This is a genomic window from Streptomyces sp. NPDC047049 (assembly GCF_040643995.1).
Lineage (GTDB): Bacteria > Actinomycetota > Actinomycetes > Streptomycetales > Streptomycetaceae > Streptomyces > Streptomyces mooreae.
Genome location: NZ_JBEYVM010000004.1, coordinates 423379 through 445573, shown reverse-complemented (window position 1 = coordinate 445573; position 22195 = coordinate 423379). Strand labels below are relative to the sequence as shown.

The window sequence follows — 22195 nt, the reverse complement described above, 5'->3', positions numbered from 1 at the left end:
ACGGAATCCCCTTCTCACACCCAGGGGCGCCATGTGGCAGTCATACGGTGATTGCCTGGATCTGGCGAAGATTTTTCTGTCATGGTGAGTAAATGGTGAAGAAATCCGACCGAAAGTGTGCATCGGGTTTTGACCCCTGAGCGACCGTTCGGCGATCGTCCCTCATATGCCCGACATACCCCGACCCGCGACCGGCGGCCCGCTGCGCCTGCGCGACTTCCGTCTTCTGCTCGCCGGTGCCGCGGCCGGACAACTCGGCGCCCAGGTCACCCTGGTCGCCCTGCCGCTCGTCGCGGTGCTCGAACTCGACGCCCCCGCCTTCCAGGTGGGGTTGCTCACCGCCGCGGAGACCGCCGCGTTCCTGCTGGTCGGGCTGCCGGCCGGGGCCTGGGTCGACCGGATGCGCAAGCTGCCGCTGATGATCCGCGCCGATGTGGTGCGGGCCCTGACGATGGCGAGCATCCCGCTGGCCGCCGTCACCGGTGTGCTGACGATGGCGCAGCTGTACGTCGTCGCCCTGGTCACCGGGGTGGCGACGGTCTTCTTCGACATCGCCCACCAGAGCTTCCTGCCCCAGCTGCTGCCCAAGGACCAGCTGGTCTCGGGCAACGGGGCGCTGGAGACAATCCGTTCCTCGGCACAGGTCGCGGGTCCGGGCATCGGCGGCGGTCTCGTCCAGTTGCTGGGGGCCGCCCTGGCCATCGTCACCGACGCGGCCGGCTATGCGCTCTCCGCGCTGTTCCTGTGGCGCATCAAGCGGCCCGAGAGCCTTCCCGAACGCCGTCCGGACGCCTCGCTGCGCCGGGACATCGGTGAGGGGCTGCGCTTTGTGTGCGGGCACCGCCTGCTGCGCGTGATCGCCGTGACGACGGGGCTGGGCAACTTCTTCGCCGCGGTGCTGATGGCCACGCAGTCCGTCTTCCTGGTCCGGGTGCTGGGCCTGGTGCCCGGAGTGGTCGGCCTTGTGCTGGCCGCCTCGGCTCTGGGCGGCCTGGCCGGCGCGCTGTGCTCGGGCCGGCTCGCCGCCCGGTTCGGACAGGCCCGGCTCATCTGGCTGTCCCCGCTGGTCACCGGCCCGTTCGCGGTGCTGTGGCCGCTTGCCGGGCGCGGGACCGGGGCGGCGCTGTTCGCCCTCGGCTCCGGGGTGGTCTTCTTCGGCGTCGTGGTCTACAACGTGGCGCAGGTGAGCTTCCGTCAGACCGTCTGCCCGCCCCGGCTGCTCGGCCGGATGAACGCCACGCTGCGGTTCCTGATGTGGGGCACCCTGCCGCTCGGTGCCCTGGCCGGCGGTGCGCTGGCCGACGCGTTCGGGGCGCGGGTGGCGCTGGTGTGGTGTGCGGCCGGATTCCTGGCCGTACCGCTGCCGCTGCTGCTCTCCCCGCTGCGACGGATGCGTGACCTGCCCGCCACGGGGCCTGCCGAGGCCCCGGACGCCGACCCTTCGGACTCCGCCGGCGCGGCCGAACCCGCCGCCCTCGGCTGACGGCCGGCCACCGCGTCCGGCCTCACCCCTGCCACTCGCCCCTGCTGCCTGCCCCCGCGCACGGCCTTCCCGTCCGCCTCGTCCCGGACGAGGCAGCTTTGTCACGTCAGAGAGGATCACGTGCTCAGCATCACGAGCCAGTACCTGGCCCGCTACCGGCGACTCGACACCGGCGACGGGGCCCCGGTCCTGCTGCCCGTCACGGGCGCCCAGCGTCGCTTCGCACTGGTACGTGCCATGGACCCCGCCGGGCGGCCGGACCTCGTGCCGATGTTCTTCGCCTTTCCGCGCGGCACGGTGGATCCCGTACGCCTCACGGCGGCCGCGAACCGGCTCGCCGCCCTGCACCCCGTGCTGCGCTCCCGCCTCACCGTGCTGCGCGGTACGCCCGCGCTGCGCCCGGAGGAGCCACAGGTACCCGTGACCCGTCTGGCCTGCCGGTCCGGCGAGGACGCGGCCACCGTGCTGCGCCGCGCCCTGGGCAGTTGGGCCCCGCAGGGTGCGCCGCTGCGGCTGTTCCTGGTGCAGGACGGGCCGCAGGGGGCGGACGACGTGCTCGCCGTGGTCCTGGACCACGCCGCGTGCGACGGCCAGTCGCTGGCCCGGATCGTCGGAGAACTCGGCGCGGCCTACGACGAGGACGCCGGCGCCGAGCGGCCCTCCGCCTCCGAGATCGCGGCCGAGCTGGCCGCCTACCGGGACGCCGTGCTGCTCCAGCTCGACGCGGAGGAGCGCGCGGGCGCACCGGCGGCGATGGCGTACTGGGGCGAACGGCTGCGTGAGGTGCGCGAACAGGCCCCCGCGCCACGGCACCGGCCGCTCTCCGCCGGGACCGCGCCGAGCGGTGCGGCCGCGCTGCGGATACCCGCACCGCAGGCGGGGGTGCCCTTCCCCGAACTGCTGGGAGCCTGCCGGGCGGCCGCGGCGGTGCTGTTCGGAGCGGGCCATGTGGTGCCGCTCGGCTACCCGTGGGGCGGCCGGCCGCCCGCCGCCGCTCCGGTGCTCGGCTGCTTCCTCAACACCGTGGTCTTCCCGACCGTCACCGGGGACGCTCCCGCGGCGTCCGCCACGGCCGAAGCCTGGTGGGACGACCTGGACCATGCCGCCACCCCGTTCGACGCCGTGGTCCACGCCGCCCGCGCGGCCGGCTCCGGCTGGACCGGCCGGCTCGACGGCATGCTGACCGTCGACGACGCCCGGCGGCACCCGCCGCTGCGGCTGGCCGGGGTGACGGGCCGTGAGATCCATATCGACGGCAGGGCCGTGCGCAGCCCTTTCGCGGTCTCCGTCACCCAGGGCCCCGAACTGCGGCTGCGCATGGTGTGGGACCGCACGGTCCTCACCGACGACACCGCCGAGAGCGCCTTCAGCGCGCTCGCCGACGCACTGCGCACCCCGGCACCGACGGCCGGCTGACCCTCCCCGGGGCCCCGCCCCGCCTTTGCTCACCGACACCGACACCGCCGGACCGGCCGCGCGATCCGCGGCCGGCCTGCGCCCCAGGCCGGGCCCGACCACGCCCCGGCCGGAAAAACCCGCCCCGACGACCTCAGGGATCGCCCATGCTTCCGCTCTCCTCCTCGCAGGAGATCGTCTGGCTGCACGAACAGGTGCAACCGGGCAGCCGCGCCTACAACTTCACCGCCGCACTCGACCTGTGGGGCACCCTCGACACCGAGGCGCTGCGCCGCGGCCTCGCCGCCACACTCGACCGGCACCCCGGGCTGCGGCTGGAACTCGTCGCCGTCGACGGGGCGATGCCGGGGCAGCGGGTCGCCGAGGCCTGTGTGCCGCGGCTGCACACGGTGGACCTGAGCGGCGAGGCGGACCCGGAGGCCGCGTTCCAGGAGCTGCTGCGCACCGAGGCGGAGACCCCGCTCGACACCTTCGAGGCGCCGCTGCTGCGCTGGACGCTGGTCCGGCTCGCCAAGGAACGTCACCGGCTCATCCATGTCGAGCACCATCTGATCCACGACGGCCACTCGTTCGCGATCCTGCTGCGCGATGTGTTCAGCGTCTACCGGGGCCACGTCCTGGGCGAGCCGGTGGAACTGCCGCCCGCGCCCTCGTACGCCGACCACGTCCGGGCGAGCACCCGGGACGAGAAGAGCGGCGAGCGGCGGGACGGCCTGGAGTTCTGGGCCGGTGAACTGCGCGAGATGTCCTACGACATGCCGCTGCCCGGCCTGACCCGGCCCGGCTCCCGGCGCCGGCACCACGGCGGCCAGCTGCGGCAGTCGATCGGCGCGGATCTGGCGGAGGCGCTGCGCGCCCATGCCCGGGAGCGCGGGCTGACGCCGTTCGCCACGCTGCTGGGGCTCTTCGCCGAACTGCTGCGCCGGCACAGCGGCCGCTCGCAGATGGTGATCGGGACCGCGGTCGGCAACCGCCCGCGCGGTTTCGAGGGTGCGGTGGGCATGTTCGTCAACACCATCCCGCTCGCGCTCCGGCTGGACCCGGCCGCCCCGGCCGAGGAGTCCATGGACGAGGTGACCGACACCCTCATCCGTGCGCTGCCGCACCAGGAGGTGCCGATCCAGGAGCTGACCCGCACGCTCGGCCTGCACACCTCGGGCGCCGACAACCCGCTGTTCAGCGTCATGTTCAGCGCCCACGACGCCGAGCTGCCCGAGATCGACGTCCCCGGGCTGGACATCACCCTGTTCGAGGGCTTCAACACCGGCACCACCCGCTTCGACCTGGACGTGGTGCTGCTGCCGGACGACCGGCGCGGGGTCAGCCTCCGGCACGGCGCGGCGGGAATGACCCTGGTCTGGGACTACGACGCCGATATGTTCGGCGAGGACGTGGCGAAGCTGCTCGCCGGGCGGTTCCTGGACCTGCTGCGGGCCTACCTCGACACTCCCGGCGCCGCCCTGGCGGACCTGGCACCCCCGGCCCCGCCGCAGGCCCTCCCGGCCGCCGCCCCGCCGGCCCCGGCGCACGATCCGCTGGACCCGGCCGCCGCGCACGACCCGTCCCTGCCCGCGCTGCTCGTCGGCGCCCGCCGGATCACCTACGGCGACCTGGAGGAGCGGGTCAGCTCGCTGGCGCAGCGGATGCGGGCCGCGGGGGTGAGCGCCGGGCAGCCGGTGGCCGCCGTGCTGCCCCGTGGCGCCGATTCGGTCGTGACTTTGCTCGCGTGTCTGCGGACCCGTGCGGTGTACTGCCCGCTCTCGCCGAACGACCCGGCGGCCCGCCTGGAGATGCTGCTGGGCCGGCTGGGGCCGGCGCTGGTGCTGACCTCGGCGGACGCGCCCGTCACCCTTCCCGGCGGGCTGCCGACGGCCACCGTCGACGCCCCGGTGCTGCCCCAGGCGCGGGCGGCCGGGACCGTCCCCGGTGCCGCCTACATCATTCACACCTCCGGCTCGACGGGCATCCCCAAGCCCGTCGCCGTCGGCCGTGCGGCACTGGAGAACCATCTGACGGGCGCCGCCGACCGGTTCGGCCTGGGCCCGGGTGACCGGGTGCTGCTGTTCGCGCAGCCGACGTTCGACGTGGCCCTCGAAGAGGTGCTGCCGTCGCTGTACGCCGGGGCGTGCCTGGTCGCCCCCGAGCGCGAGGTGCTGACCGGCACCGAGCTGGCCGCGCTGCTGGTCGCCGCCCGGGTGACCGTGGCCAACCTGCCGACCAGTTACTTCCTCGCCACCCGCGCGGAGATGCGCCCCGTGCTGCGCGACGGGCACTGGGCGCCGCGGCTGCTGGTGCTCGGTGGTGAACGCCTCCCGGCGGACGTGATGCGTGCCTATCTGGCCGACACCGACAGCACCGTGCTCAACGTCTACGGCGTCACGGAGGCCGCCATCAGCTCCACCGTCCACGAACTCACCCTGGACGGCCTCACCGACGGTGCGGAGATCCCGCTCGGCACCGAGCTGCCCGGCGAACGGATCCATGTCCTGGACGCCCACCACCGGCCGCTGCCGGACGGCGCGGTCGGCGAACTGGCCATCGCCGGGGCCGGCCTGGCCGAGGGCTACGTCGGCAACCCGGAGACCACCGCCGCCCGGTTCATCGACGTCGAGGCCCTGGGCGGCGAGCGGGTCTACCTCACCGGTGACCTCGGCTACCGCGGCCGCGACGGGCTGCTGTACTTCCTGGGACGGCGCGACCACCAGATCAAACTGCGCGGCTACCGCATCGAACTGGAAGAGGTGGAGGCCGCCGCCTCGGCCGCGCTCGGCGGCCAGTCCTGCGCCGTCGTCCTGGACCGTGCGGCCCCGGGCGGGCCCCGGCTGGTCGGCTTCCTGGAGGGCACGGACGACGGCGCGCCGTGGGACGAACAGGCGTTGCACACCGAGCTGAGCCGACGGCTGCCGAGTGCCCTGGTGCCTGGGCGCTGGGCGCGGCTCGACGCCATGCCGCGGCTGGCCGGCGGCAAACCGGACCGCACCGCGCTGACCCGCCGGGCCGCCGCACTGGAGCCGGCCGCCCCCGTCGAGGAGAACGCCGACGCACCGGCGCAGCTGCCGTCCGATCCGGCGCTGCCCTCCGATCCGATGACGGAACTGCTCGCCGAGGGCTGGCGGGAGACCCTGGGCCACGGCCGCTTCGACACCTCCTCGGACTTCTTCCGGGCCGGCGGCCACTCGCTGCTCGCCGCGCAACTGGCGGCCTGGCTCGAACCGCGGCTGGGACAGCGCCCGCCGCTGCGGCTGCTCTTCCAGAACCCGGTGCTGGCCGACCAGGCCACCGCGCTCGCCGCCGTCGGCGCCCCCGCCGTGCCCGCTCCCGCCGCTTCGACCACCGTGACGGAGTCCCGATGACCCAGCCGATGACCGCCCGGACGCCGGCCCCGACGACCGCCTCCGGCAGCCGACTGCCCGCACCGCAGGGCTCGCTCAGCATCGCCCGCGGCCCGGCCCCGGCCACGGAGGGGACCCGTGGGGTGCTCTCCCGCTTCGAGGAGTGGGCCCGGCGCTCCCCCGAGGCCCCCGCGGTGATCGACGGTGCGCACCGCTGGACGTACCGGGACATCGACGCCGCCGCCGACGAGGCCGCACGGGCGCTGCGGGACCGGGTACGCCCGGGAGACCTGGTCGGCGTCTGCCTCGACCGTTCGGCCGCCCTCGTGGTGACCGCCGTCGCGCTCGCCAGGATCGGCGCCGTCTATCTGCCGCTGGGGCCGCGCCCCGGTGAGCGCCGTACCGAGGCCGTCACCGAGGACCTGAACGTCGTCTGTCTGATCGGCGATCCCGAGGTGCTGCCGCCCCGGCACCGGGGCGCCGAGCACCTGCCGCTGGCGCTGCCGGACGAGGGCACCAACGCCACCGCCACGGTGGTGGCGGCGTTCGCCGACCCCGGCGCCACGGCCCGTTCCGCACCCCCCGGGGCGTTCTACGCCGTGCTGACCTCGGGCTCCACCGGCCGTCCCAAGGCGGTGGCCGTCGGCGAGCCCGCGCTCGGCGGCGTGCTGGACTGGTACCGCGCGACGAGCGGGCTGGCCCCCGGCGACCGGCAGTCCCTGCTGATCGGTGTGGCGTTCGACCCGCATCTGATGGAGCTGTGGGCCGGGCTGACGTCCGGGGCGGCTCTGGTGCCCGCGCCGGACGAGGTCCGCTGGGACCAGGCGGTGCTGGCCGACTGGTGGCGGGAGTCCGCGGTGACGGCGGTGGTCGCGGCCACGCCGATGGTGGAGCCGCTGCTGGAGCGTCCCTGGCCACAAGACCTGACGATGCGTCACCTGTTCGTGGGCGGTGACCGGATGCGGCGCCGGCCCGGCAAGGACGTGACCTGCACCGTCCACAACTCCTACGGTCCGGCCGAGGCCACCGTGGTCTCCACCGTGTACGCCATGCACGGCACGGACGGCGCGGCGGGCACGGAGTCCGCGCCGCCGATCGGCCACCCCCTCCCGGGCGTGACCGTGGTCGTCGCCGACACGGACGGCCGGCCCGTCGCACGGGGAGCGGAGGGCGAACTCCTCATCGGCGGAAGCGGCCTGGCGCTCGGCTACCTCGATCCCGACCTGACCGCACGCCGCTTCCTGGCCGTGCCCGAGGGCGTCGATCTGCCGGGCGTGGAGCGCCTGTACCGCACCGGGGACCGGGTGCGGATGCCGGACGACGGTGCGCTGGAGTTTCTCGGCCGCCTCGACGACCAGGTCAAGATCAGCGGGGTACGCATCGAACCGGCCGAGGTGGAGGCCGCGTTCGAGCAGGACCCGGCGGTCCTCGGCGCCGTCGTCACCGCGCCGCGCAGCGCCGACGGTCACACCCGGCTGGTGGCGTACGTACGCCCGGCGGCCGGCGCCGCGCTCACCGCGGACGCACTGCTGCCGGCCGTACGCGCCTGGCTCCCGGAGCAGGCGGTGCCCTCGGACGTACGGATCGTGGACTCCTTCCCCCTGGACGCCAACGGCAAGGTGGACCGGGCCGAACTGGCCCGGCAGGCAGCCGCCGGAGCGCCCCGTCCCGGCGACGCCCCCGCGGACGGCGACGGGCCGGCCGGCACCACCCCCGGCGAGCGGCTGGTGCTGAGCGCCGTAGGCGATCTGCTCGGCCGGTCCGAGATCTCGCTGGGCGAGAGCTTCACCGGTGCCGGCGGCACCTCGCTGCTCGCCGCCCGGCTGCTGACCGTCATCGAGAAGGAGAGCGGTGTCCGGCTGCGCGCCCCCGAGCTGCTGCGCCAGCCGGACCTGCGCGCCGTCGCGCTGCTCGTCGACACCCGCCTCGCCGCCCGGCAACCGGCAGGAGCCTGAGATGACCACCCGCACCCCGTACTTGCCCGACCCCCGGAAGGAAGAGCCCGTGCCCACCGAAGGCGCCCCGCAGGACGAGCGCACCCCGGCCGGTGACCGCCCCGTGACCGTCCCGGAGGCCGGGCGGCCCACGCCCGCGGCCGGGCTGCCGGCCCTGGTGGCCCGGCATGCCGCACGGACCCCGCAGGCCCTGGCCGTGGCGGACGGCGACACCACGCTCACCTACGCCCAGCTCGTCTCCTCGGCCCGTGCGCTCGCCGCCCATCTGCGCGAGCACGGCGTGCGCACGGGTGACGCCGTGGCGCTGCTGATGCCGCGCTCCGCCCGCACGGTCGTCGCCCAGCTCGCGCTGTGGTGGGCGGGCGCCGTGTGCGTACCGCTCGATCCGGCGCATCCGCGCTCGCGTTCCGAGGCGCTGGCCGCCGACGCGGGCGCCACGCTGACCGTCGGCGACGGCAAGCTCCTCGAATCGGCGGCGCTCTCCGGTGCCACGCTGGCGCTGCCCGGTGAGCCGCTGGTGGACGGTGCGGACCTGCCCGGGGCCGAACTCGCGCCGGATGCCGCCGCGTTCATCATGTTCACCTCGGGCTCGACGGGCCGGCCCAAGGGCGTGGCCGTGCCGCACCGGGCGATCGCCGAGCTGGTCTGCGACCCGGCGTACCTCACCCTCACCTCCCGCGACCGGGTGCTCTTCCACTCGCCGATGACCTTCGACGCCTCGACGTTCGAGGTGTGGGGAGCCCTGGCCAACGGGGCCGCCGTGGTGGTGTGCACCACCGAACGGCCCTCGTTCGAGGACCTGGCCCGGCAGGTGGAACGCCACGGCGTGTCCGTCGCCTTCTTCACCACCGCGCTCTTCCACCAGCTGGCCGGCCGCCGCTCGCGGATCTTCGCACAGCTGCGCACGGTGATCGTGGGCGGTGAAGCGCTGTCCGCGCACCACGCCCGCGAGGTGCTCCAGGCCTTCCCCTGGCTGGAGCTGGTCAACGCCTACGGGCCGACGGAGGCGACGACCTTCACCACGACCCACCGCGTCACCCTCGCCGACTGCGACGGCCAGGTGCCCATCGGCCGGCCGATCGCGGGGGCGACCGTGCACCTGCTGGACGGCGACGGCCTGCCGGTCCCGTACGGGGAGCTGGGCGAACTGTGGATCGGCGGCAGCCGGCTGGCGCACGGCTACACCGGGCAGCCGGAGCTGACCGCCGAGCGCTTTTGCGACCACCCCGAACTGGGGCGTCTCTACCGCTCCGGTGACCTCGTCTCCCGGCGTCCCGACGGCTCCCTCGATTTCCACGGGCGGACGGACGACCAGGTGAAGATCCGTGGCTTCCGGATCGAACCGGCGGAGATCGAACACGCCCTGCGGGAGCAGCCCGAGGTGGCGGACGCGGCCGTGACCGTGCACCGCCCCTCCCCCGACGACGCCCGCCTGGCCGCCTTCGTGGTGGCCTCGCCGGGACCGGTGCCGCGCCCCGCCGCGCTGCGCGACCGGCTCGCCGCCGTCCTGCCCGCCCACCTGGCCCCCGACGAGGTGCAGGTGGTCGACGCGCTGCCGCTCACCGCCTCGGGGAAGGTCGACCGCCGCGCGCTGACCGACCTCGTCACCGCGGACCGGCCCGACGCGGCGGCCGGGCCGCTGGGTCCGCTGGAGCAGGCCGTCGCCGAGATCTGGGGCCGGTCACTGGGCCGTGCGGTCACGCGTCCGGATGCCGACTTCCTCGCGCTGGGCGGTCATTCGCTGCTGGCGCTGGCGGTCACCGACGACCTGCGCGAGGAGCTGGGCGTGGAGCTGACGCTCGCCGACTTCTTCGCCACCCCCACGGTGGCGGGGCACGCCGCGCTGGTCGAGCGCGCGCTCCTCGCCGCGCACAGCGATCTGCACCCCGGCGCCCCGGAGGACACCGATGGCCACTGACACCCCTGCCGCCGCGGCGCTCCAGGAGGAGCTGCTGCGCCGGGCCCGTTCCCGCGCCGCCCGTCCCGCCGCCGCGCCCGCAACCGTCAGCCAAGGACCCGCGCCGCTCTCGCATGCCCAGCGCCGTATGTGGCTGATGGACCGGCTGGGGCACGGCGATGCCTCGTACAGCGTGCCCTTCGCCACCCGGCTGCGCGGTCCGCTCGACCTGGACGCGCTGGCCGCCGCACTGACCTCGCTGGTACGCCGTCACGAGATTCTGCGTACCCGCTACGGGCAGCGGGACGGTGAGCCGTACCAGGAGGTGCTGCCGGCTCCGGAGGCGATCGCGCTGCGCGTCGTGGAGACGGACGCGGACGGCTCCGGCGCGCTGCTGGCCGAGGAGGCGCACCGCCCCTTCGACCTCGCCGCCGGTCCCCTTCCGCGGGCCCTGGTCCTGCGGCACGGGGAGCAGGACCACACGGTTTTGCTGACTTTCCATCACATCGCCATCGACGGCGCCTCGTTGGAGACCGTGGCCGGAGAACTGGCCCGGACCTACGCGGCCGTCGCCGGGGGCACCGCCGCCGAGGCGGAGCCGGCACCGGCTCAGTACGCGGACTTCGCACGCCGCGAGCAGGCGGCCACCGGCCGTCTGGAAGCGGGCCTGGACCACTGGGCCGAACGGCTCGACGGCGTCCGCCCGCTGCGTCTGCCCCGCCCCGCGCACCCGCCCGCCGACACCGGCGTCCGCCCGGCCGGTGTCCACACCGCGCCGCTCGCCCCCCGGGTGCCGGCCGCCCTGCGCGAACTCGGCCGCCGGCACCGGGCCACCCTGTTCACCGTGGCGCTCACCGCGTCCTTCGCCGCGCTGCACCGCTTCACCGGCCAGGACGACCTGGTGATCGGGGTCGCCGGCACCCACCGGCAGGGCCCCGAGATGCGCGGCCTGGTCGGACTGTGCGTCAACACCCTCCCGGTCCGCGTGAACACCGCCGGCGACCCGTCCTTCACTGTCCTTCTGGAGCGGGTACGGGAGGCACTGCTGGAGGCCCAGCAGCGCCGCGAGGTCCCGTTCGACCTGATCCTCGACCGCCTCGGCGCCGGCGCCCGCAACGCCGACGGGACGGCGCTGATCCGGGTGACCGCGGACGTCCTGGGCGCACCCACGACGCTGCGGCTGCCCGGCCTGGCGGACACCTACGTCGAGGTCGGCGCCGGAGAAGCCAAGTTCGACCTCTCCTTCGGCATGGTGGACACCGACGCCCCCGCCGGAATCATCCAGTACAGCCGGAGTGCGCTGGACGAGGAGGCGGCGGCCACACTCGGCACGCACTACGCGGCCCTGCTCACCGCGGTTGCCGACGACCCGGGGCTCCCTCTGTCCCACCTGCCCGGAGGGCCGCCGGCGCCCGGGGGCGAAACCGGCGGACACCCGGCCGAGGTGCTGCTGCGCTCGCACCCCGAGGTGGCCGAGGCCGCCGTGGTCGAACCGGCCGGCGGCCCGCTGCTGGCCTATGCCGTACTGCGCGGCATCGGCGGCCCCACCCCCGCCGAGCTCCGCTCCCGTCTGCGCTCGGCGCTGGCCCCTGACCTGGTGCCCGCCGCGGTGACCCTGCTGGACGCCCTGCCGCGCACGGCCGACGGCACGCCGGATCCGGCCCGCCTCCCGGGGTTCCCGACGGCCCCCGCGCCGGAGGGGGCGCATGCGGACGCCGTGACGGAGGGGTTCACCGCCCTCCTGGGCCACGCGCCCGGACCGGACGACGACTTCTTCCTCCTCGGCGGCCACTCGCTGATCGCCGTCCAGCTCGCCGAGCGGCTGCGCCAGTCGCTGAAACTGCCGCTGACCGGCCTGGACATCATGCAGGCCCGCACCCCGCGCGCGGTCACCGCGCTGCTGGCCGCACGTGAGGCGGAGCGGGCCGCCGCGCCCTCGGCCGTGTCCGTGCGCCCGCGGCGCACCCGCGAGGGCACGGTGCTGGTCACCGGCGGCACCGGCGGGGTCGGCGCTTTCGTGCTGCGCGAACTGGCCGCCCGGGGACGTCCGGTCCTGGCCCTGGCCCGCCCCGAATCGGCCCACCTCGTGGCCGGGGACGGTGTGGACGTGATCGAGGGCGACCTCACCGACCTCGACGGCCTGCGCAAGGCCGTGGAGGGCGCCGATGCGGTGATCCACGCGGCCTGCACCTTCACCCGTCCCGAGGTCGATGTGACGGCGATGGCCGCGATGGTCGGCGCCTGGTCGCGCGGCCCGTTCGTCTTCGTCAGCAGTGTGGACGCCTACGGGCACCCGGCCGGCGAGTGGGTCGCTGAGGAGTCCGCCTCGCGGCAGCCGCTGAGCGGGTACGGGCAGGCGAAGACCGACTGCGAAGGGCTGCTGCTGCGGGCGGCCGGCACCCAGGGCCGGGGAGGCGCGAGCGCCGTCCGCTCCCCGCTCGTCTGGGGAGACCACCAGCGGCTGCGGGACCAGTTGCGCTGGGGGGCGACCGGGGTGCTCTACCAGGCGGCGCGGGAGGGCCGGCCGATCGTCCTGCCGCGGCCGGGGACGCACGGCCATGCGTGGTACGGCGCGGCCTGGGTGCACGCCGCGGCCCTGGCCCGGGCCGTCGTCTCCTGTCTGGACTCGCCCCTACACGGCGTCGCCAATGCCGTCAGCGGCCACCTCGCCTGGCGGGAGCTCGCCACCGGGCTGACCGAACTGCTCGGCAGCGACAGCGAGATCCGGGAGGCGGACGAGGTCCACCCGGACCTCGACCACCGCTGGCACTACCAGGCCGACCGGCTGGCCCCGTCCCTGCGCGCCCGGCCGGGCGAGGACTGGCGCTCCGTGCTGGCCGCCATGACCGGACCTGCCGGGCCCTGAGGGCCGGCAGGTCGGCACGAGACGCCCGGTGACCCGTGGGGGGCCACCGGGCGTCTCCCGTTGCCGGCCCTCGGCGCCGGCGCGCGATCGAGTTCCCCGATCCGGGAAAATTCCGCCTCTCGGCCTGCCCCGCACCGATTCCCGGGGCCGGCTTGCGACCATGGGCGGGCTGCCGGGGCCGACGCCCTCCGGGCGCCTGACCGCCACCGGAGCGCAACACCCCGGTCCACCGGTACCGGTATCCGCGGACCTTCCGCGCGAGGACCCCACCGTCGCAAAGGAGCCCTGAATGAACGCCAGCACGGATCTGCTCGTCGACGCCTTCGGACGCATCCGTGAGGTCGTCGAAGACGTGGTCTCCGGGCTCGACCCCGACGAGCTCAGTACCCGCCCCGACGACGCCAATTCGATCGCCTGGCTGGTCTGGCACCTCACCAGGATCCAGGACGATCACCTCGCCGGGGTGGCGGGCACCGAGCAGATCTGGACCGTGGACGGCTGGTACGACCGCTTCGGCCTCCCCTTCGCGGCCGAGGACACCGGCTACGGCCACTCCGGCAAGGACGTGGCGGCCGTAGCGGACCTGAGCGCACAGCTCCTGACGGGCTATCACGGCGCGGTCCACGACAACACCGTGCAGTACCTCGCCGGGATCGACGACAAGGACATGAAGCGCGTCGTCGACCGCGGCTGGACACCGCCCGTCACCCTGGGAGTCCGCCTGGTCAGTGTGATCGCGGACGGTCTGCAGCACGCCGGCCAGGCCGCCTACGTCCGCGGCCTGCTCGGCCTGTGAGCGGTGCGCAGGCCGGCCGGTGAGGAGGGTGCGGGCCGGCTGCTGACGAGTGCGCGGGCCGGGCGGCGGTCACCGCAGCCTCATCCGCCGCGGGGCAGACGGTGCAGCTCCACACCGGTGAGCCGGCCCTGCGCCAGCTCCACCGTCATATAGGTGCAGTACGGCTGCCGGCGCCGGTCGGTCGGCGACCCCGGGTTCAGCAGGCGCAGCCGGTCGTCCGCCGTGGAGTCCCAGGGAATGTGGCTGTGGCCGAACACCAGCACATCGACCTCGGGGAACCGTGCGGCGCAACGGCGCTCCCGCCCCTGCGCGGGGCCCGTCTCGTGCACCACGGCGAACCGGACGCCCGCCAGTTCCGCGTACGCCACCTCGGGCAGCCGGGCCCGCAGCTCCGGGCCGTCGTTGTTGCCGTACACCCCGATCAGCCGCCGGGCGCGGGCCTGCAGCAGGTCCAGGGTGGCGGTGTCGACCCAGTCGCCGGCATGCACCACGACATCGGCGCGGGGTACTTCGTCGAGCAGCTGTGACGGCAGCACCTTGGCGCGCTTGGGCAGATGGGTGTCGGCGATGAGCAGGAGTCGCACGGGGCCTCTCCTCGGCGGTGCCACCAACGCGGGGCGCGCGGCGGTCAGTGTTCCTGGGCGGTCGGCCGCACGACGATCTCGTTGACCGCCATATGCGGCGGCTGGGTGACCATGAAGGTGATGACGCGGGCGATGTCCTCGGCGTGCAGCCAGCTTTCCTGCGGCATCCCGTGGGCCGAGGCGGCCTGGCTGCCGCCCCGTGTCATCTCCGTCGAGGTCATGCCCGGTTCGACGAGTCCGACCCGGACCTGCCGTCCGGTCACCTCCTGGCGCAGCGCCTCGCTGAAGGAGCACACCGCGTGCTTGGTGGCCGAGTAGACGCTGTTGTCCCTGCGGGGCACCCGGCCCGCGACCGAACTGACGGTCACCAGGTCGGCGACGCCCCGGGGCCCCTCGTGTGCCGCGCGCAGCAGATGCGGGAGTGCCGCGTGCGACATCCGCAGCACCGCCGTGAAGTTCAGGCCGACCATCCGGTCCCAGTCCTCCGGGTCGCTGTCCTCCACCGCGCCGCGCGCGCCAAAGCCCGCGTTGTTCAGCAGGACGTCCAGCCGCCCGAAGTGGCCGACGGTCTCCTCGACCACCCGCCGTGCCTGCCCCGCGTCACCGAGATCGGCCGTCAGGGCGAGGGATGCCCCTCCCCGCTCGCCGATGGTCCGCGTGAGGTGTTCCAGTCGCTCGCGACGGCGGGCGACCAGGGCGAGGGAAGCGCCCTCCCGGGCCAGCGCCAGGGCGGCGGCCGCGCCGATACCGCTGGAAGCCCCGGTCACCAGCGCCACGCTGCCCGACAGCGCCGCCCCGCCACCACCCGCCCCACCCTTTTCCTGACGCACCGTCACCGAATCCCCGGACGCTGAACCGCTCATCACCTTCCCACTCCTCCCGCCCGCTCTCTTCGGCCCGCTCTCTCAGACCGCAGCGGACGAACCCGGTCCGCACACCCGTACCCCGCCGAGCGCCCGCCGTCCCTCCCCCTCCGCCATCTGCCCCTTGCCCTCCACCGCCCTCCCCCGGCCGGCCCCCACCCGCATCCGCCACCAAGTCCCACCACGGACGGTGCGCACGCCATGACAGCGGGTATTACCCCCGGGAACCCCCCTTTGGCTCTGGGAGCTGCTCATGAAGCACACCCATCCCCTGCCGGGCGACATCGGACTCACCCGGATTTCCGGCGTCACCGGCCAGCTGATCCGCTTCGGACAGTGGATCAACGGCGACGGTTTCTCCGACTACGAACACGCCTTCCTGGTCCTGCCCGGCAACCGTCTGCTGGAGGCCGAGCCGGGCGGCGCCCGCATCCTGTCCCTCAGCGCCTACGCCGACGCGGACGTGGTCTACGTCTGCCCGGAACGGCTCACCGAGCGGCAGCGCACCGGCATCTGCGCCGCCGCCACCCGCTACGTCGGGGTCCCCTACAGCTTCCTCGACTACCTGGCGATCGCCACGCACCGCTTCCATCTGCCCGTTCCGGGGCTGCGCCGCTATGTCGCCAGCACCCGGCACATGATCTGCTCCCAACTCGTCGACCAGTGCTATCTGGACGCCGGTGTGCATCTCTTCGCCGACGGCCGCTGGCCCGGCTACGTCACGCCGATGGCCCTGTACCACCTGCTGGCCGCCTGACCCGGCCAGCCGCGCACCCGGCCCCGGCCACCGGCACGGTCCATATACGGCCGGGGCACGGGTGCACCGTTCCTCGGACCCTCGCGGTGGCGGGCCCCTATCATGGTGATCGCCAGGCCACCGGTGCGAAGGGGACGGGAAGATGCGACGGCAACCCGTACTTGTCTATGACGGCGACTGCGCCTTCTGCACGTCCTCGGTCCGGTTCGCAAAGCGGCGTCTGCGGCCGCGCTGTGACGCCACCCCTTGGCAGTTCGCCGACCTCGCACGGCTCGGCATCGCACAACGGCGAGCCGAACACGAAGTGTTGTGGGTGACCCCGGCCGGTTCCGTGCACGGTGGCGCCCAGGCCGTCGCCAAGCTGCTGATGAGCGCGGGTGGCGGATGGCCGGTCGTCGGAGCGCTGCTCACGCTCCCGCTCGTGCGGTGGGTCGCCCAGGGCGTGTACCGGATCATCGCGAGGAACCGCCGGCGGATGCCGGGCGGTACGGCGGCCTGTGCGCTGCCGCCTTCTCGCGGCGGACGCGGCAGGCAGTGAGCGTACGGCCCCTCTGAGCGGTGCCGGTCCGGCGCGCCTACGGCACGGCGTACGGACGAGACGGCGCCCGGTGGCGTTCCGCCATCGGGCGCGCTCTCCCCTCCGCAGCCGGGCCCGGCCCGCCCGGTCAGGGCTCAGGTGCCGGACTTACGGCCGTAGACGTAGACGTCGTCACCGTTCTTGAGCAGGGACCAGTACTTCTTGGCGTCGTTGCTGCGCATATTGACGCAGCCGTGCGAGCCGGGGGCCGACCAGACGCTGCCGCTGATGGAGTGGAACGCCTGACCGCCGTCGAAGAACTGGCTGTACGGCATGGCCACGTGGTAGATCGTCGACACATGGTGCAGGTGGCGCCAGTAGATCTTCTTGGCGCCGGTGCGGGTCTCGTACCCGTCGCGTCCGGTGCGGACCGGGACCGGCCCGAACACCAGCTTCGCTCCGTCCTGGATCCAGCTGAGCTGGCGAGTGAGGTCGACGCAGGCGATCCGGCCCTTGTTCGTGGGGCACTCATGGGCCTTGTTCGGGTTGCTGCCGGCCGCCTTCTGCTGCGCCACGAGGCTCATCACGCCCCAGGTGACGGGACCGGCGTAGCCGATGTTCGGGGTGATGCCGTGGCTGGTCTGGAAGGCACGGATCGCCCGGCAGTCGGCCGCCGACTGCCGGCCGTCCACGGTCAGCCCGAGGAACTTCTCGGCCTGCTTCTGATAGGGGCCGCGGCTCGCGGTGCAGGACGACGCGGTGGCGGCCTGGGCCGTGGAGCCGAAGGCCACCGACAGCGGGAGGGCCAGCGCCGTGAGGGCGAGCGTCGCGCCCGCGCGGCGTGCGGCGCCGGACCTCCGTATCCGCAGGTTCAGTTGTCTTTTCATGCCCCGTAGGACCGTTTGCCCGACCTGTCGGTTGCAGGCGTGACCGACCCGAAATATCTGATAGGCCGTGCCACGGTCCGACCGTCGTGAGCACACCCCGGTGGACCGGGGTCCGAACACGCCCTCCGTCATAACCTTCTGCGATCACGCGGGCACTTAATGTGCTCATGATGGCGGGTGGGCGCGGTACCCCGCGCGCACGGCCGGCCGCCTCTCCCGGCTCCGCCGGGAGTCCACCTCCGGAAGGGATGACGCATGATCTCCGATGCCCTGCGTGCCGAGTACGAGCACCGCTTCTCCACCTACGACACCGATGGCGACGGCTACCTGACCGCGCAGGACTTCACCGAGCGGGCACGCGTACTGACGGAAGCGGTGGGGGAACCGGCGGACTCCGCCAAGGCGCAAGCCCTCCATGAGGGGATGCGCAACACCTTCGACGAGCTCGCCGCCCTGGCGGACGTGGACAGCACGGGGCGCCTGGACCGGGAGCAGTTCGTCGCGGCGTTCGCCCGGGCCGGCGCGTCGGGGATGATCGGCAAGGTCGTGGGGCCGTCGGTCGCCGCGACCGTCGCCCTGGCCGATTCCGACGGGGACGGTGTGGTCAGCCTGGCGGACTTCACGGCCGTGCACCAGGCGGCCGGGTACTCGGCCGCCCAGGCGAAGGCGGCTTTCACGGCGCTGGACGAAGACGGCGACGGGCGGCTGATGGTCGCCGCGTGGCAGGCGCCCTGAGGAGCGGCGGCCGCCTCGCCCGGCGCCGCCGACGGGTGCGGCGCGCGCAGCCTGTCGATCACCCGGCAGCGCACGCCACGGCGCCGCAGCTCGGAGGCCGCCGTCAGCCCTACCGGCCCCGCCCCACGACCAGCACATCCACATCGGCCACGGCTGCCTCCCGGCGGGAATGCTCTCCTCTCCAATGCAACACGCGCCAGGGGTCTGTCCATCGCGCGCGGCCCCTTGCGCACGTCCCGTGGCGCGCGAGCGCACGCGGCCTCGCGGGGCTGCCGCGCCGCGCTATGTCCAGCGGGGCAACGTCACACCGTGCAGATTGCGGTAGGCGGCCGGCTGCGGGGAGGCCCAGCCCTCGAGGAGGGCGTCATCGACCTCGTACACCTCGATGCCGATCGGGTGGCACACCTCCAGTGGGTCCCCCGCGTCCGGTCCCCACAGCGGCACGGACAGATCGCCGCCCGGGCAGGTGGACAGCGCGCACAGCAGGTCGAGTTCGGCGAAGAACTCGAAGTGGTCGCCGGGCCGGGCCGGACAGGCCTTCATGAAGTACTGGTCGTCCTCGTTGAGTCCGGTGCACTGGAAAATGTTGAGGACGTCGTGCACGTCGAACTCCGTGAGCCCGTACGGCAGGACGGCGCGGACCAGGTTCGAGTGGCAGTGGAAGTCGAAGTCCTCGCCGGTGAGCATGCGGTTGACGTACGGGTCGCAGCGGGTGCCCAGCAGGTCGTGCACCCTGCCGCCCGTGTCGTCGGTGCCGTAGTCGGCGAGCGTGTCACCGGTGACGGTCAGCAGCGGGCGCAGGAAGGGGAGGGTGGACCACAGGCGGTCGTAGGTGCTGACGTGGGCGCGCTGCAGCTGACGGGTGCGGGACGCCCAGAGGCGTTCGCGCGGGTCGTGGCGGTTCCATACGTTGAAGTCACCGACCTGCGGCCCGTCCACGGTGACGATGCGGCACAGATGGCCTGCGGGTACCTCCCAGGCGCGGCCGGAGCGTATCGGGATGGTGAAGCTGTCGACCAGGCGGCGGCCGCCGGAGCTGCCGGAGTTGTCGCTGCCGGAGCGGCCCGAGACCCGGTCGTAGAAGGCCTTGTCGACATCGAGGGGGCCGCCCTTGGTGGCCTGGTAGGCGGCTTCGTTGGTGACCATCGGTGTGCTCGCTTTCCTGGGAGGCCCGCCGGGGTGGCAGGCGGGCGGGCGGTCGAAAGGGCGGACCGGGTGGGGTCATCGGGTCGGAGTCATCGGACGGGGACCATCGGGTGGGTGGGTCCGGGCTCGTTCAGGTGCAGCGGGCCGCGCGCACGATGTCGACGACCTGGCACTCCGAGTCGTCGAGGTAGCGGGCGAGCGCGGCGGCCGCTTCGGTGCGCCGCCCGGCGCGGAGCAGATCGCACAGCTCACGGTCGCGTGGCACCCATTGGCGCTGAAAACCCGGTTCATGCGGCACCTCGGCGAAGGCCAGGCGCAGTTGGGCGACGGTCGTACGGAAGAAGCGGCTGAGCCGTGCGCTGCCGAGCAGGTGCACCACGTCCCGGTGGAAGTCCAGCGAATGCGTGGCCGTGCGATCCCACCGGCCGGCCGCCGCGGCCTCTTCTGCGGCTGACACATACCGGTCGAGTCCGTCGAGCGCCGCCTGTGGGGCGGTGAAGCTCTGCTCCACGGCCCGGAGTTCCAGGGCCCGGCGAGTGGCGTAGATGTCATGGACGTCCTCGACATCGAGGCATTTGACCGCGGCGCCCTTGTAGAGCTGGTGGACGGCGAGACCTTCGTGCACCAGCAGCCGTACGGCCTCGCGCAGGGTGTTGCGCGAGACGCCGCACTCACCGGCGAGAGCCGCATCGCGCAGGGGGTGACCCGGCGTGAGCACACCGGTCGCGATCCGGTCGCGCAACCGGTCGGCGACCGCCTCGGCGGCGAGGTGTGGGGGTGCCACACCCGTCTCGTTCGTTTCATCAGCCACAGAACGAAGCTAACTCAGGATTGTTCAGCAATGTGCGGCAATCAAGAGATCCACATGGGTCACTGCACACCCGCGACGGCGCGTATGCGCAGCTCATCACCGTCTTACGTCACACTGGGCGCCACGCAAACACTCCACCCTCTGACGAGATCGTTCCATCATTTTCGGCCACATCGCCGTCGCCACCCCCCTTCCTTCGCCGCCCCCTTCCTTCGGCGCCCCCTTCCTTTGGCGTCCGCCCCCGCCGGTCTCCGCTTCCCCTGCCCGCACCCGTCCGCGGCGCCGGACCCCGGTAGGGTCGGTCCACCTCGCCGCACCCGTGTGCAATGCGCCGTTGCACCAGGGCAGAACGGACCGTTGCACCGCCACAAGCCCGTGCGCGGTGCATGCGGACCCGCGCAGCGCGTGCATCGAGTGCGCCGGTTGCGCTCGGCGGACACCCCCCGGGCCGGGCAGGTGATCACCGGCCGCGGGGGTGTGATGCGCCCATGGTCAGCCGGGTGCGCCCCAGCCCGTCTGAACAGGTGCGCACGGTCCAAGCACGGCCGCGCCACGGCGGCAAGGGTGCAGGCCGGGCCGTGGCGGCGCTACCGCGCGCTCTGCCGGGGCGAACTCGGGCCGTGATTGTCTCTTCCCCGTCAAATTCATGGCGCCGCACGGAAATCGCGTTTCGAGCAGCATTCGAACGCGTACGCCGCATACGCGCCAGGATTCCTGAATGACCGCCAGGCAACTGCGCGGCGAGCGACGGGAGTAAGGGCATGGAATTTCCGCAGGCAGCAAAAGCGCCTGCCCGGAGTGAATTCCGGGGCTATGGTGTCCGGGGCATCACGGCGGCAGCGGTCCTGCTCGCGGCCGGCGCGCTGAACCTGGCGTCCGGGCAGCCCGCCGAGGCCCGCGCCCGCGGGACCTGGGACCGCCTGGCCGGGTGCGAGAGCGGAGGCAACTGGCGTATCGACACGGGCAACGGGTTCTCCGGAGGGCTGCAGCTCGCCCACTCCACCTGGCACTCCTTCGGCGGCGGCGCCTACGCGACCCGGGCGGCGCGGGCGACCCGGTCCCAGCAGATCCAGGTGGCCCAGAGGGTGCTGGCCCGTCAGGGCTGGGGCGCCTGGCCGGCCTGCTCGGCCTCGCTGGGACTCAACTCGGCCGGCGCACACCGCACTGCGCGAAGTACCCCGGTGCGCCCCGCACCACCACAGCAGGCAGACCCCTCGGCCCGGGCGCGGGCCCGCCATCCCCAGCCCCGTCATCCGCAGTCCCGCCATGCACAGTCCCGCCCCGCCCAGTCCCATGAGAAGCGCTATAAAGTGGGCCGCCATCGGAGTACCGGCGGCTCGGTCGTCGTCAACCCCGGCGACACGCTGAGCGGTATCGCGTACGCACACGGCCTGGGATGGCGGGAATTCTACCGCCTGAACCGACAGGTCATCGGGGCGAACCCGCATCTGATTTTCCCCGGCACACGGCTCGCCGTACCACACTCCGGCGCCCACTGAGCGGGTAACGGCATATTCGGAATTCCCCTGGCCCGCGGGCCGGGGGAATTCCGCCAATTCCCCGTTCTTTCACGCCACGGCGGTGCGGGCGGAGCGGTCAGCCCGCGGTCGCGTACACGCGGTTGGCGAACTCCGCGATCTCCGCGTCGCTGAGGTTCTTGGCGAGGTTCGCCTCGGTGATCATTCCCACCAGTTGGTGGCCGCCTTTGACATCGATCACCGGCAGGCGCTTGATGTGGTGGTCCTCCATGGTCCGCAGGACCTCGGAGGCGTCCGCATCGGCGTCGATCCAGTGCAGCTCGCCGCTCATGGAACCGGCCTGCACCGTCGCCGGGTCGACACCTTCGGCACAACAGGTGATGACGATGTCGCGATCGGTGATCATGCCCGTGAGCCTGTTGTTGTCACCGCAGATGGGCAGGCAGCCGACCTTCAGATCCCGCATCATCTTCGCCGCATCCATCAACGATTCATGTGCACCCACACAACGCGCTCCGCCGGACATGATGTCGCGCGCTCGCAGCTTGCTGGCCATGATTCCTCCTGACTCAGGAGTGTTGGTTGCCCCGCTTCGATCACACCACGGATGGCCCCACGACGCTTCCCGGGACGGGACCCGGCCGCCGGGCGGCCGGCCCACACGTTCGGGGT

General features: G+C 73.5%; 17 protein-coding genes and 1 pseudogene. 11 read left to right on the top strand and 7 right to left on the bottom strand.

All coding sequences use genetic code 11. The features are described 5' to 3' along the window. The first annotated feature begins 166 nt into the window (after positions 1 to 166). The 7 genes from ABZ851_RS13455 to ABZ851_RS13425 all read left to right on the top strand — a co-directional run bounded on the left by ABZ851_RS13455 (position 167) and on the right by ABZ851_RS13425 (position 13745). Positions 167 to 1483 carry an MFS transporter gene (locus ABZ851_RS13455; RefSeq protein WP_361125712.1) on the top strand — a complete coding sequence of 439 codons (1317 nt, stop codon included), beginning with the start codon at positions 167 to 169 and terminating at the stop codon, positions 1481 to 1483. 120 nt (positions 1484 to 1603) lie between these two features. Then, positions 1604 to 2899, top strand: coding sequence for a non-ribosomal peptide synthetase (locus ABZ851_RS13450; protein WP_361125709.1), 1296 nt, complete (start codon positions 1604 to 1606; stop codon positions 2897 to 2899). 146 nt (positions 2900 to 3045) lie between these two features. After that, positions 3046 to 6252, top strand: a complete 3207-nt coding sequence (locus ABZ851_RS13445; protein ID WP_361125702.1) for an amino acid adenylation domain-containing protein — start codon at positions 3046 to 3048, stop codon at positions 6250 to 6252. Further along, positions 6249 to 8186 carry a non-ribosomal peptide synthetase gene (locus ABZ851_RS13440; RefSeq protein ID WP_361125699.1) on the top strand — a complete coding sequence of 646 codons (1938 nt, stop codon included), beginning with the start codon at positions 6249 to 6251 and terminating at the stop codon, positions 8184 to 8186. The genes ABZ851_RS13445 and ABZ851_RS13440 overlap by 4 nt, the downstream gene beginning before the upstream one ends. Before the next feature lies 1 nt (position 8187). Continuing rightward, positions 8188 to 10104, top strand: coding sequence for a non-ribosomal peptide synthetase (locus ABZ851_RS13435; RefSeq protein ID WP_361125696.1), 1917 nt, complete (start codon positions 8188 to 8190; stop codon positions 10102 to 10104). Then, positions 10094 to 12949, top strand: a complete 2856-nt coding sequence (locus ABZ851_RS13430; RefSeq protein WP_361125693.1) for a condensation domain-containing protein — start codon at positions 10094 to 10096, stop codon at positions 12947 to 12949. The genes ABZ851_RS13435 and ABZ851_RS13430 overlap by 11 nt, the downstream gene beginning before the upstream one ends. 289 nt (positions 12950 to 13238) lie before the next feature. Continuing rightward, positions 13239 to 13745 carry a DUF664 domain-containing protein gene (locus ABZ851_RS13425; protein WP_361125690.1) on the top strand — a complete coding sequence of 169 codons (507 nt, stop codon included), beginning with the start codon at positions 13239 to 13241 and terminating at the stop codon, positions 13743 to 13745. An 80-nt stretch (positions 13746 to 13825) separates the two neighbouring features. Here the strand turns inward: ABZ851_RS13425 and ABZ851_RS13420 are convergent, their stop codons facing one another. Further along, complete coding sequence (locus tag ABZ851_RS13420) at positions 13826 to 14329, bottom strand: metallophosphoesterase (RefSeq protein ID WP_361125687.1); 504 nt, start codon at positions 14327 to 14329, stop codon at positions 13826 to 13828. A 44-nt stretch (positions 14330 to 14373) separates the two neighbouring features. Then, positions 14374 to 15192 carry an SDR family NAD(P)-dependent oxidoreductase gene (locus tag ABZ851_RS13415; protein WP_361125684.1) on the bottom strand — a complete coding sequence of 273 codons (819 nt, stop codon included), beginning with the start codon at positions 15190 to 15192 and terminating at the stop codon, positions 14374 to 14376. Positions 15193 to 15445: 253 nt separating this feature from the next. Between ABZ851_RS13415 and ABZ851_RS13410 the strand changes: the two genes are divergently transcribed. Together ABZ851_RS13410 and ABZ851_RS13405 are read left to right on the top strand one after the other, a co-directional pair. Further along, on the top strand, positions 15446 to 15949 hold the full coding sequence (locus tag ABZ851_RS13410; RefSeq protein ID WP_361125681.1) for a hypothetical protein: 504 nt from the start codon (positions 15446 to 15448) through the stop codon (positions 15947 to 15949). A 142-nt stretch (positions 15950 to 16091) separates the two neighbouring features. After that, a complete protein-coding gene (locus ABZ851_RS13405) occupies positions 16092 to 16487 on the top strand; it encodes a DUF393 domain-containing protein (protein ID WP_361125678.1) in 396 nt (131 codons plus the stop codon). Between the two features lie 134 nt (positions 16488 to 16621). Here the strand turns inward: ABZ851_RS13405 and ABZ851_RS13400 are convergent, their stop codons facing one another. After that, positions 16622 to 17353 (bottom strand): L,D-transpeptidase family protein, encoded by a 732-nt coding sequence (locus ABZ851_RS13400; RefSeq protein ID WP_361125675.1) that lies wholly within the window; start codon positions 17351 to 17353, stop codon positions 16622 to 16624. Positions 17354 to 17608: 255 nt separating this feature from the next. Here ABZ851_RS13400 and ABZ851_RS13395 point away from each other — a divergent pair, with 255 nt between their 5' ends. Further along, a complete protein-coding gene (locus ABZ851_RS13395) occupies positions 17609 to 18088 on the top strand; it encodes an EF-hand domain-containing protein (protein WP_361125672.1) in 480 nt (159 codons plus the stop codon). Positions 18089 to 18129: 41 nt separating this feature from the next. On the opposite strand, the pseudogene ABZ851_RS13390 reads toward ABZ851_RS13395, so the two are convergent. The 3 genes and pseudogenes from ABZ851_RS13390 to ABZ851_RS13380 form a co-directional block, all read right to left on the bottom strand. Continuing rightward, positions 18130 to 18239, bottom strand: a pseudogene (locus ABZ851_RS13390) (FAD-dependent monooxygenase); the annotation flags it as partial. Between the two features lie 131 nt (positions 18240 to 18370). Further along, positions 18371 to 19234, bottom strand: coding sequence for an urea carboxylase-associated family protein (locus tag ABZ851_RS13385; RefSeq protein WP_361125669.1), 864 nt, complete (start codon positions 19232 to 19234; stop codon positions 18371 to 18373). 130 nt (positions 19235 to 19364) lie between these two features. Then, the gene (locus tag ABZ851_RS13380; protein ID WP_361125666.1) at positions 19365 to 20045 is read right to left on the bottom strand and encodes a GntR family transcriptional regulator; all 681 of its coding nucleotides are present in this window, start codon (positions 20043 to 20045) and stop codon (positions 19365 to 19367) included. 761 nt (positions 20046 to 20806) lie between these two features. On the opposite strand from ABZ851_RS13380, the gene ABZ851_RS13375 reads away from it, so the two are divergent. Continuing rightward, complete coding sequence (locus ABZ851_RS13375) at positions 20807 to 21544, top strand: transglycosylase family protein (RefSeq protein WP_361125663.1); 738 nt, start codon at positions 20807 to 20809, stop codon at positions 21542 to 21544. Between the two features lie 97 nt (positions 21545 to 21641). Here the strand turns inward: ABZ851_RS13375 and ABZ851_RS13370 are convergent, their stop codons facing one another. Further along, entirely contained in the window at positions 21642 to 22079 is a 438-nt protein-coding gene (locus ABZ851_RS13370) for a CBS domain-containing protein (RefSeq protein ID WP_361125660.1), read from the bottom strand. Between the last annotated feature and the right edge of the window lie 116 nt (positions 22080 to 22195).